Raw genomic sequence first — 14,556 nt, forward strand, 5'->3', positions numbered from 1 at the left:
GCAGGAAGCCCACGTTCTCGCGCACAGTGAGGGAGCCCAGCAGGGCCGGGTTCTGAAACACCAGGCGCACATCCGGCGGACGTAGCTGATCGAGCCGGAGATAGTGCTGGGGGGCGCCATGCAGACGCAGCTCCCCCGCCGTCGGCAAGAGCAGCCCGGCGAGGATGCGCAGCACCGTCGATTTGCCCGTGCCCGAGGGTCCCACCACCGCCAGCCGCTCACCCTGCCCCAGGCTGAGGCTCAGGTCATTGAGCACGATGTTGCTGCCCCAGCGCATGCCCACGCCGTCCAGCTCCAGCACCGGCCCGTCAGGGGCGATTGGGGGGGAATGGTTCATCCCGGCATTTCATCCGTACAGTTCGTGTTGCTCCGTGCTGCGGCGTAACGCCCCAACGGCTTGACCTCCCAGCGCCCCTCCAAGCCCCGCCTCCGCCGGCAGGTCCGCCGACCGGGCTGGATGGGCCGCGGCGACCTCCGCCAGCAGGACCTGGTGAGCCGCTCGAAGCGGGCGGTGCGCTGGCTGCAACCAGGGCTGGTGGTGAAGCGGTGGATGCTCACATCTGGCCTCGGGCTGGTGCTGGCGCTGGTGGGCGCCGCCATCCTGGCGGATCTCAAGCCCATCTACTGGATCCTGGAGTCGCTCACCTGGCTGATCACGAACGTGGCGCGGGTGCTGCCGCGGGGCTTCACCGGTCCGCTGGTGCTCATCGCCGGGGCGGCCCTGGTGATCTGGGGCCAGAGCCGCAGCTTCGGCTCGATCCAGCAGGCCCTCGCCCCTGAGAAGGACACGGTGCTGGTGGATGCCCTGCTGGCCCAGCGGCGGCTCAACCGTGGCCCGAACATCGTGGCGATCGGCGGAGGCACCGGTCTCTCCACCCTGCTCAGCGGCATCAAGCGCTACAGCAGCAACATCACAGCCATCGTCACCGTCGCCGATGACGGCGGCAGCAGCGGTGTGCTCCGCCGCGAGCTGGGGGTGCAGCCGCCTGGCGACATCCGCAACTGTCTGGCGGCCCTGGCCCGGGAGGAACCGCTGCTCACCCGCCTGTTTCAGTACCGCTTCAAGGCGGGCACTGGGCTGGAGGGCCACAGCTTCGGCAATCTGTTCCTCACGGCCCTCACGGCCATCACCGGCAGCCTGGAGTCGGCAATCACCGCCAGCAGCAGGGTGCTGGCGGTGCAGGGCCAGGTGGTCCCGGCCACCAACGCCGACGTGCGCCTCTGGGCGGAGCTGGAGAACGGCGAGCGCATCGAAGGCGAATCGAAGATCGGCCACTCCCCCAGCCCGATCGTGCGCCTGGGCTGCATCCCCGAGCGGCCGCCGGCCCTGCCCCGGGCGATTGAGGCCATCGCCAATGCCGAGCTGATCATCCTCGGGCCCGGCAGCCTTTACACCTCCCTGCTGCCCAACCTGCTGGTGCCGGAGCTGGTGCAGGCGATCATCCGCTCCAAGGCGCCGAAGCTCTACATCTGCAACCTGATGACCCAGCCCGGTGAAACCGACCGGCTGGATGTGGGCGGGCACCTGCGGGCGATCGAAGCCCAGCTGGCCAGCCTCGGGGTGCACAGGCGGCTGTTCCCGGCGGTGCTCGCCCAGGAAACACTCCAGGACCTCGCCCTGCTGGAGCACTACCGCGCCCGGGGAGCGGAACCGGTGCTTTGCGACCAACGTCAGCTGCGCAGTGCCGGCTACGACGTGATGCTCGCCCACCTGCAGGGCTCACGCCCGGGCGACACCCTGCGCCATGACTCCCGCAGCCTCGCCCATGCCGTGATGCGCTTCTACCGCAAATCCAAGGGTCAGAAATCGAGCGGCGATCTCGACTGGCTCAGCAGCCGGGCTCAGTAAGCCAGGCGCAAGCAAGCCCAGCTCAGTGGGCGTCCTGCATCTCGTAGAAATCCGGCTGGACGTAGTCCTTGCGCAGGGGATAACCCTTCCAGTCTTCGGGCATCAGCAGGCGCTTGGGATGGGGATGGCCTGCGTAGGTGATGCCGAACATGTCGAAGGTTTCCCGCTCCTGCCAGTCGGCGCCGCGGAACAGGCCATAGAGGGTGGGGATGGTCAGGTCGCCGCCGCGCTCCAGGAAGACCTTCAGGCGGACCTCTTCGGGGGGCTGAGCGGAAGATGAGCCCTGCTCCAGCGCCGCCGCCAGCTTCACCAGGTGATAGAAGCTGACCAGACGGCCGCCGGGGCCTTCGTCGTAGCCGCCCTGGCACTGCAGGTAATCGAAGCCCCAGGCCTTGAGGGCGGCGGCCACCACAGGCAGGAACATCGGCTCCACCCCGATGATCTCCACGCCGAGGTGGTCGGCGGTCAGGGGCTGGTGGTCGAAGCCCTGGGTGGTCAGCCACTGGCTGACGGCGCCGATCGGGGCGGGGCTGAGCTCGGTGGTGGGATCAGGCATCGCTGGAGGAGCGGGTGGCTTCGAGAGCTTCGGGTTCGGGGGTGGCCAGGGGCAGGCCGGCACCGGCGGCGAAGGCGGCCTTCTGGGTTTCCGCCCGCAGGTAGGCCCCGGTCACGATCGGCTCGACCGCCTTCATGGCGTGCTCGATCGTGAGGTAGCGGTGGGTGGGCTGGAGGTTGCCCCGCTCGGCGAGGGCCTCGTTGCCCACCTTCTTGCGCAGCTTGATCACCGCATCGAAAATGGCCTCCGGCCGCGGCGGGCAGCCAGGGATGTAGAGGTCCACCGGGATCAGCTTGTCGACGCCACGCACGGCCGTGGTGGAGTCGGCGGAGAACATGCCGCCGGTGATCGTGCAGGCGCCCATGGCGATCACGTACTTCGGCTCAGGCATCTGCTCATAGAGCCGCACCAGAGCCGGTGCCATCTTCATCGTCACGGTGCCGGCCGTGATCAGCAGATCCGCCTGGCGCGGGCTGGAGCGGGGCACCAGGCCGAAACGGTCGAAGTCGAAGCGGGAGCCGATCAGGGCCGCGAACTCGATGAAGCAGCAGGCCGTGCCGTAGAGCAGGGGCCAGAGGCTGCTGAGCCGGGCCCAGTTGTGCAGGTCATCGAGGCTGGTGAGGATCACGTTCTCGGAGAGATCCGAGGTGACCGTGGGGGCACCCACCGGGTTGCAGGTGGAGGCACGCAGATCGCGCAGGGCCTCGATCGAGGGGGCCTCGCTGGTTCCAGGGCTGGACGGGGTGAGGGTCATCGTTCGGCTGGTCGGGGTTCCGGATGGCTGGGAATCAGCTCCACTCGAGGGCACCCTTGCGCCAGGCGTAGGCGAGGGCCACCACGAGGATCGAGATGAAGATCAGGGCTTCGATGAAGGCCAGCAGGCCCAGGCGATGGAACGCCACGGCCCATGGATAAAGGAAGACGGTCTCGACGTCGAAGATGACGAAGACCAGGGCGAACATGTAATAACGGATGTTGAACTGGATCCAGGCACCGCCGATCGGCTCCATCCCCGATTCGTAGGTGAGGCGGCGTTCGCCATCGCGCGACTTTGGGGCCACCAGCTTGTTGGTGACCAGAGCCAACACGGGAACGGCCGCCGCGATCAGCAGAAAGCCCAGAAAGGCGTCGTAGCCGGGAAGCACGAACATGAAACGGCCCTACCTGGGGCGCAGTCTGGCATCCGTCGGCAGGGATCGCCTGGATAGAGTCCGATCTGACGGCAGTGGGGCCAGCGCCATGGTCAACGGGCACGACGGCGACGAGGAACGAGCTTCGGACAAGGCCAGCAACGAAGCTCCAGGCGCGCCTGCGGCCGTCGTGGAGAGCGATCCCGACAGCCACCGCTACGAGTGCCGCAGCTGCGGCTTCGTCTATGACCCCGAGGAGGGCATCCGCAAGCTTTCCATCGCCCCGGGCACCCCCTTCACGGAGCTCGATCCGATCGGCTTTCGCTGCCCGGTCTGCCGCAGCCGCGTGGGTGCCTTCCGTGACATCGGTCCACGCAGCAAGCCCAGTGGCTTCGAGGAGAACCTCAACTTCGGCCTCGGCGTGAACAAGCTCACCCCCGGCCAGAAGAACGTGCTGATCTTCGGGGGCTTCGCGCTGGCGTTCGCCTTCTTCCTCTCTCTCTATTCCCTCCGCTGAGTCCCGTGAAACGCCTGTTCTGTTCCCTTCTCGGCCTGGTGCTGGCCGCGGGCCTGGCCTTCGGCCTCGGCGGCTGCGTCACCACCGGTCTGCCCCTGGCCGCCAGCAGCCCCTGGCAGCCCGTCGCCCTCGACACCCGCTCCAATCCCCTTGACCTGGCGTTCACCGACGACAGGCACGGCTTCCTGGTGGGCAGCAACCGCCTGATCCTCGAAACCGAGGATGGCGGCGCCAGCTGGCAGGCCCGCGCCCTCGCTCTTCCTGAGGACGAGAATTTCCGTCTGCTCAGCATCGACTTCACCGGCAAGGAGGGCTGGATCGCCGGCCAGCCCGGCCTGTTGCTGCACAGCACCGATGGCGGCCAGAACTGGGAGCGCCTGCTGCTCGACAGCAAGCTGCCCGGCGACCCTTACCTGATCACGGCACTGGACACCGGCAAGGCCGAGCTGGCCACCACCGTGGGCGCCATCTACCGCACCAGTGATGGCGGCGGCAGCTGGCAGGCCGAGGTGAGCGATGCCGCCGGTGCCGTGCGCGACCTGCGGCGTGCACCCGATGGCCGCTACGTGAGCGTCTCGAGCCTGGGCAACTTCTTCGCCACCTGGGGGCCAGGCCAGGCCACCTGGGAGCCCCACCAGCGCATCAGCAGCCAACGGCTGCAGAGCATGGGCTTCCAGCCCGACGGCAACCTCTGGATGGTCACCCGCGGCGCCCAGCTGCGCTTCAACCCCGATGCGGCCGATGTGGAGGCCTGGAGCAAGCCGGTGATCCCGATCACCAATGGCTACGGCTACCTCGACATGGCCTGGGATCCCAACGGCGCCATCTGGGCCGGCGGCGGCAGCGGCACCCTGCTGGTGAGCGAGGACGGCGGCTCCAGCTGGAAGCGGGATCCCCTGGCGGGCTCCCAGCCCACCAACTTCACCCGGATCGTCTTCAACGGCGATGGCAAGGGCTTCCTGCTGGGGGAGCGGGGCAACCTGCTGCGCTGGGTGGGCTGAGGCCCCGACGGTCCCACTTGCATCCCTGTGTAACCAACCCGCTGGAGCGCACGCTCCGCCCCACCCCCAAGCCCTAAGATCAACCAGCTGAATTGCCCGCTGCTATGGCTGCCGGCTCCACCGGGGAACGTCCGTTCTTCGAGATTATTACGAGCATCCGTTATTGGGTGATCCACGCCGTCACCTTGCCGGCGATCTTTTTGGCGGGCTTCTTGTTCGTCTCCACCGGTCTGGCTTACGACGCCTTCGGTACGCCTCGTCCCGATGCCTACTTCCAGGCCCAGGAAGCCAAGGCACCCGTGGTGAGCAAGCGCTACGAAGGCAAGAGCCAGCTCGACCTGCGCTTGCAGTAAGCCATGACCCAGTCACCGAGCACCACACCCCGCAACTATCCGATCTTCACGGTTCGGTGGTTGTCGTTGCATGCGCTGGGGATTCCCACGGTCTTTTTCCTGGGTGCCCTGGCGGCCATGCAGTTCGTCCGTCGCTGAACACCGCTATGCAGCGCAATCCCAACCCGAACAACCTGCCGGTCGAACTGAACCGCACCAGCCTTTATCTAGGCCTGCTGTTCGTGTTCGTCATCGGTGTGCTGTTCACCAGCTATTTCTTCAACTGATCGGGAGACACAGCCATGAGCGGCAAGAAATCCGGTTTACCTGACGGTCGTTTACCTGACCGCCTTCCCGATGGCCGCCCCGCCGTGGCCTGGAAGAGCCGCTGGACCGAAGGGGTTCTGCCCCTCTGGCTCGTGGCCACCGCCGGCGGCATTGCCGTCATCTTCGTAGTGGGCCTATTCTTTTACGGCTCCTACGTGGGTGTCGGTTCGGCCTGAATCCTCAGCAGCAACGATCAAGGGCCCCGATGGGGCCCTTTTTTGATGGCGATGAACTCAGACCCCGTAATAGTCGCGATACCAGCGGGCGAAATGGCCGATCCCCACCTCCAGCGGGGTGTGGGGCGCGAAGCCCACCCAGGCCTCCAGGGCTGAAGTATCAGCGGCAGTGGCGGCCACATCGCCGGGTTGCATCGGCTCGAACTGAGGAATGGCTTTCACACCGAGAGCGTCTTCGAGCACTTCGATGAAACGCAGCAGGGGAGTGGGCTGGCTGTTGCCGATGTTGAACAACCGGTGCGGAGCCGCCGCCGTGGCGGGGTTGGGATCCAGCGGATCGAAGGAAGGATCCGGGGTGGCGGGCTTGTCAAGGCAGCGGATCACCCCCTCGACGATGTCATCGATGTAGGTGAAGTCACGCTGCATGCGGCCGTGGTTGAACACCCGGATCGGTTCTCCCGCGAGGATCGCCTTGGCAAAGAGCATCGGCGCCATATCCGGACGACCCCAGGGGCCATAGACGGTGAAGAAGCGCAAACCCGTGGCCGGCAGCCCGTAGAGGTGGCTGTAGGTGTGGGCCATCAGTTCATTGGCCTTCTTGGTGGCCGCGTACAGGCTCACCGGATGGTTCACCGGATGCTGCTCCGAAAAAGGCATGCGCCGGTTGCCGCCATACACCGAGCTGCTGGAGGCATACACCAGGTGCTCCACTCCGTGGTGGCGGCAGCCCTCGAGGATGTTCCCGAAACCCACCAGGTTGCTCTGGGTGTAGGCCGAAGGGTTCTCGATCGAATAGCGAACCCCCGCCTGGGCGGCGAGGTGGATCACCGCGCGGGGGCGTTCGGAGGCGAAGAGCTCCGCCAGAGCGGATCCGTCCTCAAGGGTCAGTTCACGGAAGCGGAAACCACTCCCCTGATCTGAGACCGGCAGACGCTGCAAACGGCTCAGCCGGGCTCGCTTGAGGGCCGGATCGTAGTAGGCGTTGAGGTTGTCGAGACCCACCACGCGCTCGCCACGCCGCAGAAGCGCCTCGGTGACCGCAGCTCCGACAAAACCGGCTGCGCCGGTCACCAGCACTGTCCTCGGGTCCGTCATGTCATGGCTACTCGAGTCCCAGTACGGAGCGGAAATGGGCAATCGTGGGGCCCAGACCCTGCTCAAGAGTCACCTGCGGTTCCCAGCCCAGCTCAGCGCGGGCCAGATCGATCACAGGTTGGCGCTGAAGGGGGTCATCCTGGGGCAGGGGCAGATAGGTCAGGGGTAACTCAGGGTTGATGCGTTCCAGCACCTGCTCCGCCAGTTGGCGGATCGTGAATTCACCAGGGTTGCCGATGTTGATCGGGCCCGTGTGGTGCCCGTTCATCAGCCGGATCAGCCCCTCCACCAGATCATCCACATAACAGAAGCTGCGCGTCTGGCTGCCATCGCCGTAGAGGGTCAAGGGCTGGCCGCGCAGAGCCTGCACGATGAAATTGCTGACCACACGCCCATCATCGGGGGCCATGCGCGGGCCATAGGTGTTGAAGATTCTGGCCACACGAATCTCCGTGCCATGCATACGCATGTAATCGAAGCAGAGAGCTTCAGCGATGCGCTTGCCCTCGTCGTAGCAGGAGCGAATTCCGATGGGATTCACACTGCCGCGATAACTTTCAGGCTGGGGATGTACCTCCGGATCGCCATACACTTCACTGGTGCTGGCCAGCAACAGCCGTGCCCCAACCCGGCTGGCCAGCCCGAGCATGTTGTAAGTGCCCAGAAAGCTCGTCTTCGCGGTCTTGATCGGGTTCGACTGGTAGTGCCGCGGTGAGGCCGGACAGGCCAGATGCCAGATCCGATCAACCTCCAGACGAATCGGCTCGGTGACGTCGTGGCGAATTAGCTCAAAGTGGGGATGGCCGATCCAGCGGGCCACGTTGGCCTTGCATCCGGTGAAGTAATTGTCGAGGCAGATCACCTCCTCGCCGGCCTCCATCAGCCGATCGAAAAGGGTGGAGCCCCCAAAGCCGGCGCTGCCGGTGACGAGATGACGCAGGAAGGGTGGAGCCATCGATTCAACCTTCTCCCACCAGCAAGACCCTAAGACCAGCCATCCGAACCGACTCAGCATCGGTCACCGCGCGCACGTCAAATAGCCAGGCGGGCCGGCGCATGCGTGCGGCGATCGCCGGCCAGTCGAGTTGCGCGAACTGGCCCCATTCCGTGAGCACGATCACCGCATCGGCACCCTCCACGGCCTCCAGCACGCCGGCCGCAGGCTGCCAGCTGCCTTCATCAGCCAGGCCCAGTCCGGGGTCACTGGCCCCCTGGCCCAGATCGCTGGTGATCTGATCGACTCCCACTTTCGGGTCATGAATCGCCAGATGCGCCCCTTCTTCGAGCAGATCTCGGCAGATGCTGATGGCCGGTGATTCGCGGGTGTCGTTGGTGTCGGCCTTGAAGGCGAACCCCAGCACCGCCAGCCGCTTACCGCTGACGGTGGCGAACAGCCGACTCACCACCAGCCGGGCAATGCGACGCTGTTGCCAGCTGTTGAGTTCCACCACCTGCTCCCAGTACTGGGCCGCCGGCTCCAGGCCGTAGTGACGGCAGAGATAGACCAGGTTGAGGATGTCCTTGCGGAAGCAACTGCCGCCGAAACCAGGACCGGCCGAGAGAAATTTCGATCCGAGGCGGGAATCAGAGCCGATGGCCCGGGCCACCTCCTTGACATCAGCGCCGGTGGCCTCACAGAGGGCCCCGATAGCATTGATCGAGGATATTCTCTGGGCCAGGAAGGCATTGGCAGTGAGCTTGGACAGTTCACTGCTCCAGAGGTTGGTGCGCAGAATCCGCTTAGGATTGACCCAGTGGGAGTAGATCTCAGCCAGAGCATCGATGGAGCCCGGATCATCGCCGCCGATCAGGACACGGTCAGGATTCTCCAGATCGGAGATGGCCGTTCCCTCCGCCAGAAACTCAGGGTTGGAGAGCACCGAAAATGATTTCGCTTCGCCCTCAGTGCCTTCCTGGGCGGCAGAGAGAATGGCCTGAATCGTTTCAGCGGTGCGCACCGGCAGAGTGCTCTTCTCCACTACAATCGTGTGCCCCCTGGCCTGGGCGGCCACCTGGCGGGCGGAGGCCTCGATCCAGCGCAGGTCGGAGGCCTGCCCGGCCCCGAGGCCCCTTCTCTTCGTAGGAGTATTCACCGAGAGAAAAACCATGTCGGCCGCTGCAATCGCCCCATCCACCTCGGTGGTGAAGTGGAGATTGCGACCACGGCAGCGGGCTACCACATCCGCCAGTCCCGGCTCATAAACAGGGAGCCGGCCCAGATCGGCATCATTCCAGGCGGCAATCCTCTCAGCATTGAGATCAACGAGAGTGACCTGGATCTGCGGACAGCGGTCGGCGATCACCGCCATGGTGGGTCCACCCACATAGCCCGCGCCGATGCAGCAAATGGTCCGGACTGTCATCACGGGGCAGAACGTGGGGTGGAACTCGGACCAGAAGAGCATCTCATGCAGGTGGACCAAGCAGTCGCCTAAGAAGTTCAACTGGCCGCAACCGTTCCTCTTCAGGCGAATCAGCGCTGCGGCGCAGGTTCTTGAGCAGCACCACCCCCTGCTCCGCTTCCCCCTCGCCGATCACCACCGCCCAGGGGGCCCCGCAGCGATCGGCCCGCTTGAGCTGCTTGCCGAAGGCGGACCCGGTGAGATCAAGCTCCACCATCTGGCCGGCCTGGCGCAGCTGGCGGGAGAGCACCAGCGCCTGGCGTTCGGCCGCTTCGCCGCGGCTGACCACGTACACATCCGGCACCGTAGGGAGCGCTCCCTCTGCGGCGTCCCGTTTGGCGCACAGCAACACCAGCCGCTCCAGGCCGATCGCCCAGCCGATCGCCGCCGTGGGAGCCCCGCCCAGTTGCTCGATCAGGCCGTCGTAACGACCGCCGCCGCAGACGGTGCCCTGGGCCCCGAGCTGGCTGCTGGTGATCTCGAAGGCCGTGTGGGTGTAGTAGTCGAGGCCCCGCACCAGTCGGGGGTTGAGCTGGTAAGGAATCTCCAGCGCCTCGAGGCAGCGGCGCACCGCCTCGAAGCGCTCGCGGCTGGCGTCGCTCAGGCTGTCGATCAGCAGCGGTGCCTCAGCCAGCACGGCCTGGGTCTCGGCGTTCTTGCTGTCGAGGATGCGCAGGGGATTGGTGCTGATCCGCTCCCTGGACTCCGCATCGAGCAGCTCGCGGCGCTCCTCCAGCCAGGCGACCAAGGCCGTGCGGTAGGCGGCACGGTCGGTGGGATCGCCGAGGGAATTGAGCTCCAGCGCCAGTCCGCTGACCCCAAGCTCGCTGAGCAGGTCCCAGGCGATCGCGATCGCCTCCGCATCGCTGCGGGGGTCGGCAAATCCCAGACACTCGATCCCCACCTGGTGGAACTGGCGCTGCCGCCCGGCCTGGGGACGCTCGTAGCGGAACATCGGCCCCGTGTACCAGAGGCGCTGGGGCCCCTGACTGAGCAGGCCATGCTGGAGGGCGGCGCGCACCACCGAGGCGGTGCCCTCGGGTCGCAGGGTGCAGCTGCGCTCCCCACGGTCCTGGAAGGTGTACATCTCCTTGCCCACCACATCGGTGGCTTCGCCGATGCCGCGGGCAAACAGCTCGGTGACCTCCAGCAACGGCGTGCGGATCTCCCTCAGACCAGCCCGCCGGAACTGCGAGCGGGCCAGGGCTTCCACGTGCTGCCACAGCGGCATCTGCTCAGGAAGCAGATCGACCATGCCCCGAAGGCTCTGCAGCTTGTCCACGCCCGCGTTGCTCACTCGCTCACAGTTTGCGGGATGGCTGGGGCCGGCCTTCAGCGAACGCCCAGCCATTTGTGGCTCTGCAGGCTGAGGCGCCAGGCCGGATTGCGCCGCACGTGCTGGACCGCCAGTTCCTGACCCGCCGCGCTCCCCCAGGAAGGTTGCAGCAACAGCTGGGGCAGCGCTCCCTCCACCGGGCGGGCGGAGCGCACGGCGGCAGCCATCGTCTCAGCGAAGGCCAGATCAGCGATCTCGTGGATCACCACCTTGAGCTCATGGCAGGCGGCCAGCAGCTCAGCAGTGGGCGGCCGGTGGCGCTTGGGCGAGAGGGTGATCCATTCAAAGCGGCCGCTGAGCGGGTCGACGCCGCTGGTTTCCAGGTGCAGGGGGAGCGGCGAGGGGCCGGCGCCGGATCCTTGCCGCAGGGCCTCACAGAGCGAATCGAGGTTTTGATGCAGGGGTTCACCACCGGTGATCACCACGAAGGCAGCACCCTCGGCTGCCGCCAAGGCGGCGCTCGCCGCCAGATCCTGGAAGCGACAGAGGGGATGGGCGTCCGCCGGCCAGGAGTGCTTGGTGTCACACCAGCTGCAGCCCACCGAGCAGCCGGCCAGCCGGATGAAGAAGGCGCTGCGACCAGCGTGCACTCCCTCACCCTGCAGGGAGTGGAAGGTTTCCACCACCGGGAGTCCGGCTGGGGGCACGGCCACGGCACGACAACGCATCACTTTAGGAAGCGGAGAGCGGACGCTCAGCGGCACAACGCAAGGCTGTACCGCCGACAGCAGCCTTGATCTGATCGAGACAGCAGCTCCGCTCAACCCCCGCTGCGGACGTCGGCCTGCAGGAGCTCCAGCTCGAGCCCCGCCCCGAGGAACTGCCGGAAATCCTGATCCAGCGTGACCATCCGGGTGGAGCCGGTGATCGCGAAAGCCGCCAGGTAGGCGTCCATCCACCTTTTTGGTGCGGCCTCAGCGAGCCCCGCCAACCGCCACCAGAGCGATTCGATTCCGATCGGCTCGTCCATCAGGTCCACCTGAGGCAGGGCCTGAAAAGACTGAAGGGCAGCCAGAGCATCCAGGTTCGTGATCGCCGCGCTCTGGTAGGCCGTGAAGATCGCTGGGGTGGACGCCAGCCGCAGAAAACTCTGCTGGGTGGCACGGCAGAGCAGGACTGGTGTAGCGGGGGTGGCCTCAAGCAGCACCGCCTGGGCGGTGCGATGGGCTGGATGGGCTTCGAAGGCCGCCGCCAGCCACACATTCACATCAAGCAGGGAGGCCGGCACGGCGGCGGTCCTCCTGCTCCAGGCAATCCTGCTCAAGTTGCAATGACGCTGCCAGATCGATCCCCGCTTTGCCGCCGGAGGGATCACAGCGGAACACCGGAAGTCCCATTCCATCCACTGTCACCCCATCGCTGGTGGGGGGCACAGACCCTGATGCGCCGCCATGGAGCCCCTGACTGATGTAGCCAGCCACTAGCTCCTTGAGCGTGAGGCCCTGCTGCAGGGCCCGCTGCTTGGCCTGGCGCACAAGATGGTCCGGCAGGTCCAAGGTCGTTTTCATCCTTCCTCCTTGCTTGCTGGCTAACCAGCTTACTGGGCAGCCAGCAAGCGGGTTGACCCTCACCAATCAGGCGGTTCACGCAGCGGTTACGCCCGCACGGGTATCTCCTGGGACACGGCCTCCACCTCCTGTCGCTGCGCCGCCGCGATCAGTCCGCGGAAGAGGGGATGGGGCTTACCTGGCCGCGACAGGAATTCCGGGTGGTACTGGCAGGCCGCGAAGAAGGGGTGGTCCTCACGCTCGATCAGCTCCACCAGCCGGCCATCGGGTGAGGTGCCGCTGATGGTGTAGCCGCCCGCCTGGAAGAGGTTGCGGTAGGCATTGTTGAACTCGTAGCGGTGGCGGTGCCGCTCGTAGACCACCTCCTCCCCATACAGGCTGGCGGCCATGGTGCCCGCCGCCAGCCGGCAGGGATAGACCCCCAGGCGCATGGTGCCGCCCAGGTCGATCACGTCCTGCTGCTCCGGCAGCAGGTGGATCACGGGGTGGGGGCTGTCGGGGTCCAGTTCAGCGCTGGTGGCGCCCGCCAGACCGGCCAGGTTGCGCGCCCACTCGATCACGGCGCACTGCATGCCCAGGCAGAGCCCGAGGAAGGGCACACGCTCCTCCCGGGCCCAGCGGATCGCCGCCACCTTCCCGTCCACGCCCCGGTGACCGAACCCGCCCGGCACCACCACCGCGTCCATGCCACGCAGAAGGGCCTCGGCGCCCTGGGTCTCGATCTGCTCGGCGGAGATCCAGTGCAGGTCGAGGCTGGCATCCCGGTCGATGCAGGCGTGGCGCAGGGCCTCCACCACCGAGAGGTAGGCGTCGTTGAGCTGCACGTACTTGCCCACCAGCGCCACCTTCACCGCCGCACCGGGGTTGCGCAGTTTCTGCACCAGGGCCTCCCAGCGCTCCATGTCACTGTCGCGATCCTCCAGGCCCAGCACATCCAGCACCTGACGGCAGAGCCCCTCCCGCTCCAGGGCAATCGGCACCGCGTAGATGCTGTCGGCATCGCGGGCCGCGATCACCGCTTCGCGCTGGACGCCGCAGAAGCCGCCGATCTTGGCCTTGAGCTCCTCGCTGATCGGCCGGTCGCAGCGGCAGACCAGCAGATCGGGCTGGATGCCGATCGAGCGCAGCTCCTTGACAGAGTGCTGGGTGGGCTTGGTCTTGATCTCCCCGGAGGTGCCGATGTAGGGCAGCAGGGTGACGTGGACGTAGGCCAGATCGTGCCGGCCCACATCCCCGCGGAACTCACGGATGGCCTCCAGGAACGGCAGTGATTCGATGTCACCCACGGTGCCGCCGATTTCGGTGATGACCACATCCACGCCGCTGTCGGCGGCCACCCGGTGGATGCGCTCGCGGATCTCGCCGGTGATGTGGGGGATCACCTGCACCGTGCCGCCGTTGTAATCACCGCGGCGTTCCTTGTTGATCACCGCCTGGTAGATCGAGCCGGTGGTCACGCTGTTGAGGCGTGACATGGCGGTGTCGGTGAAGCGCTCGTAGTGGCCCAGGTCGAGGTCGGTCTCGGCGCCGTCCTGGGTGACGAACACCTCGCCGTGCTGATACGGGCTCATCGTGCCCGGATCCACATTCAGATAGGGATCGAGCTTGAGGATCGAAACGCTGTAGCCCCGGGATTTGAGCAGCCGCCCCAGGCTCGCCGCCACAATCCCCTTGCCGATGCTCGAGACCACACCGCCGGTGACGAAGACGAATTTCGGCATGGTCGGAGGGCGGGCATGGGCGGACACATCAATCTATCGAGCCTGCTCGCTCAGGCGTCGAGCAGGCTGCGCAGCATCCAGGCGGTCTTCTCGTGGATCTGCAGCCGCTGGGTGAGCAGGTCGGAGGTGGGCTCATCACCGGCTTCCGCCACCAGGGGGAAGAGGCTGCGGGCGGTGCGGGCCACGGCTTCATGGCCCATCACCAGCTCTCGCACCATCTCCAGAGCCGGGGGCTGACCCTGGGTTTCAGGAATCGAGGACAGGGCCGCGAAGCGGGCGCCGCCGAAGGGGGCCGGACAGCCCAGGGCCCGGATCCGCTCGGCGATCACATCGAGGGCCATCCAGAGCTCGGTGTACTGCTCCATGAACATCAGGTGGAGCGTGTTGAACATCGGCCCGGTCACGTTCCAGTGGAAGCCGTGGGTCTTGCCGTAGAGAACGTAGCTGTCGGCCAGCACCCGGCCGAGACCGGCCGCGATCTGCTGGCGCTGATCATCGGAGATGCCGATGTCGATCGGAGGGGCGTTGATGGCGGGGACGTTGCTCACAGGACCAAGGCGGAATGAATTCGGTTTAGCCCAACGCCGGGACTGGCGTCCAGGGGGG

20 protein-coding genes are annotated in these 14,556 nt (G+C 66.3%); 7 read left to right on the plus strand and 13 right to left on the minus strand.

All coding sequences use genetic code 11. From position 1 onward, the window contains the following. The coding region (locus tag KBY78_RS02925; protein ID WP_255142263.1) for an ATP-binding cassette domain-containing protein at positions 1-337 on the minus strand (337 nt) is incomplete at its 3' end. Positions 338-457: 120 nt separating this feature from the next. Between KBY78_RS02925 and yvcK the strand changes: the two genes are divergently transcribed. After that, positions 458-1,849: a gluconeogenesis factor YvcK family protein gene (gene yvcK / locus KBY78_RS02930; protein WP_255142289.1), complete on the plus strand. Its 1,392-nt coding sequence runs from the start codon at positions 458-460 to the stop codon at positions 1,847-1,849. A 22-nt stretch (positions 1,850-1,871) separates the two neighbouring features. On the opposite strand, the gene KBY78_RS02935 is transcribed toward yvcK, so the two are convergent. Genes KBY78_RS02935 through KBY78_RS02945 form a run of 3 tightly spaced genes read right to left on the minus strand, consistent with a single transcriptional unit; the run spans position 1,872 to position 3,556 of the window. Beyond that, positions 1,872-2,405, minus strand: coding sequence for an NAD(P)H-quinone oxidoreductase subunit J (locus KBY78_RS02935; RefSeq protein ID WP_255142265.1), 534 nt, complete (start codon positions 2,403-2,405; stop codon positions 1,872-1,874). Next, positions 2,398-3,159, minus strand: coding sequence for an NADH dehydrogenase subunit K (locus KBY78_RS02940; protein WP_255142266.1), 762 nt, complete (start codon positions 3,157-3,159; stop codon positions 2,398-2,400). The genes KBY78_RS02935 and KBY78_RS02940 overlap by 8 nt, the downstream gene beginning before the upstream one ends. Before the next feature lie 34 nt (positions 3,160-3,193). Beyond that, complete coding sequence (locus KBY78_RS02945) at positions 3,194-3,556, minus strand: NAD(P)H-quinone oxidoreductase subunit 3 (protein ID WP_094556246.1); 363 nt, start codon at positions 3,554-3,556, stop codon at positions 3,194-3,196. Positions 3,557-3,644: 88 nt separating this feature from the next. Between KBY78_RS02945 and KBY78_RS02950 the strand changes: the two genes are divergently transcribed. From KBY78_RS02950 to KBY78_RS02975, 6 genes are all read left to right on the plus strand, one after another. Then, positions 3,645-4,052, plus strand: a complete 408-nt coding sequence (locus tag KBY78_RS02950) for a rubredoxin (RefSeq protein ID WP_037981113.1) — start codon at positions 3,645-3,647, stop codon at positions 4,050-4,052. Positions 4,053-4,057: 5 nt separating this feature from the next. Further along, the gene (locus KBY78_RS02955; RefSeq protein ID WP_255142267.1) at positions 4,058-5,053 is read left to right on the plus strand and encodes a photosynthesis system II assembly factor Ycf48; all 996 of its coding nucleotides are present in this window, start codon (positions 4,058-4,060) and stop codon (positions 5,051-5,053) included. A 104-nt stretch (positions 5,054-5,157) separates the two neighbouring features. Then, entirely contained in the window at positions 5,158-5,406 is a 249-nt protein-coding gene (gene psbE / locus KBY78_RS02960) for a cytochrome b559 subunit alpha (protein WP_006173010.1), read from the plus strand. 3 nt (positions 5,407-5,409) lie between these two features. Beyond that, positions 5,410-5,544 carry a cytochrome b559 subunit beta gene (gene psbF / locus KBY78_RS02965; RefSeq protein WP_006173009.1) on the plus strand — a complete coding sequence of 45 codons (135 nt, stop codon included), beginning with the start codon at positions 5,410-5,412 and terminating at the stop codon, positions 5,542-5,544. Between the two features lie 8 nt (positions 5,545-5,552). After that, complete coding sequence (locus tag KBY78_RS02970) at positions 5,553-5,672, plus strand: photosystem II reaction center protein L (protein WP_006173008.1); 120 nt, start codon at positions 5,553-5,555, stop codon at positions 5,670-5,672. A gap of 15 nt (positions 5,673-5,687) precedes the next feature. After that, a complete protein-coding gene (locus tag KBY78_RS02975; RefSeq protein ID WP_006173007.1) occupies positions 5,688-5,888 on the plus strand; it encodes a photosystem II reaction center protein J in 201 nt (66 codons plus the stop codon). Positions 5,889-5,945: 57 nt separating this feature from the next. Here the strand turns inward: KBY78_RS02975 and KBY78_RS02980 are convergent, their stop codons facing one another. From KBY78_RS02980 to KBY78_RS03020, 9 genes are all read right to left on the minus strand, one after another. Continuing rightward, positions 5,946-6,983: an NAD-dependent epimerase gene (locus KBY78_RS02980; RefSeq protein ID WP_255142268.1), complete on the minus strand. Its 1,038-nt coding sequence runs from the start codon at positions 6,981-6,983 to the stop codon at positions 5,946-5,948. 7 nt (positions 6,984-6,990) lie between these two features. Beyond that, positions 6,991-7,938 (minus strand): UDP-glucuronic acid decarboxylase family protein, encoded by a 948-nt coding sequence (locus KBY78_RS02985; protein WP_255142269.1) that lies wholly within the window; start codon positions 7,936-7,938, stop codon positions 6,991-6,993. Positions 7,939-7,942: 4 nt separating this feature from the next. Next, positions 7,943-9,346 (minus strand): nucleotide sugar dehydrogenase, encoded by a 1,404-nt coding sequence (locus tag KBY78_RS02990; protein ID WP_255142270.1) that lies wholly within the window; start codon positions 9,344-9,346, stop codon positions 7,943-7,945. A gap of 43 nt (positions 9,347-9,389) precedes the next feature. After that, positions 9,390-10,667 carry a histidine--tRNA ligase gene (gene hisS / locus KBY78_RS02995; protein WP_255142272.1) on the minus strand — a complete coding sequence of 426 codons (1,278 nt, stop codon included), beginning with the start codon at positions 10,665-10,667 and terminating at the stop codon, positions 9,390-9,392. A gap of 50 nt (positions 10,668-10,717) precedes the next feature. Beyond that, entirely contained in the window at positions 10,718-11,374 is a 657-nt protein-coding gene (locus KBY78_RS03000; protein WP_255142273.1) for a 7-carboxy-7-deazaguanine synthase QueE, read from the minus strand. Between the two features lie 107 nt (positions 11,375-11,481). Then, complete coding sequence (locus tag KBY78_RS03005; protein ID WP_255142274.1) at positions 11,482-11,949, minus strand: TA system VapC family ribonuclease toxin; 468 nt, start codon at positions 11,947-11,949, stop codon at positions 11,482-11,484. After that, entirely contained in the window at positions 11,930-12,229 is a 300-nt protein-coding gene (locus KBY78_RS03010) for a hypothetical protein (RefSeq protein ID WP_255142275.1), read from the minus strand. The genes KBY78_RS03005 and KBY78_RS03010 overlap by 20 nt, the downstream gene beginning before the upstream one ends. Positions 12,230-12,315: 86 nt before the next feature. Next, a complete protein-coding gene (locus tag KBY78_RS03015; protein ID WP_255142276.1) occupies positions 12,316-13,950 on the minus strand; it encodes a CTP synthase in 1,635 nt (544 codons plus the stop codon). Between the two features lie 50 nt (positions 13,951-14,000). Next, positions 14,001-14,498, minus strand: a complete 498-nt coding sequence (locus tag KBY78_RS03020; protein ID WP_255142277.1) for a Dps family protein — start codon at positions 14,496-14,498, stop codon at positions 14,001-14,003. Positions 14,499-14,556: the final 58 nt, after the last annotated feature.

This window comes from Synechococcus sp. EJ6-Ellesmere, assembly GCF_024345875.1.
GTDB lineage: Bacteria > Cyanobacteriota > Cyanobacteriia > PCC-6307 > Cyanobiaceae > Regnicoccus_A > Regnicoccus_A antarcticus.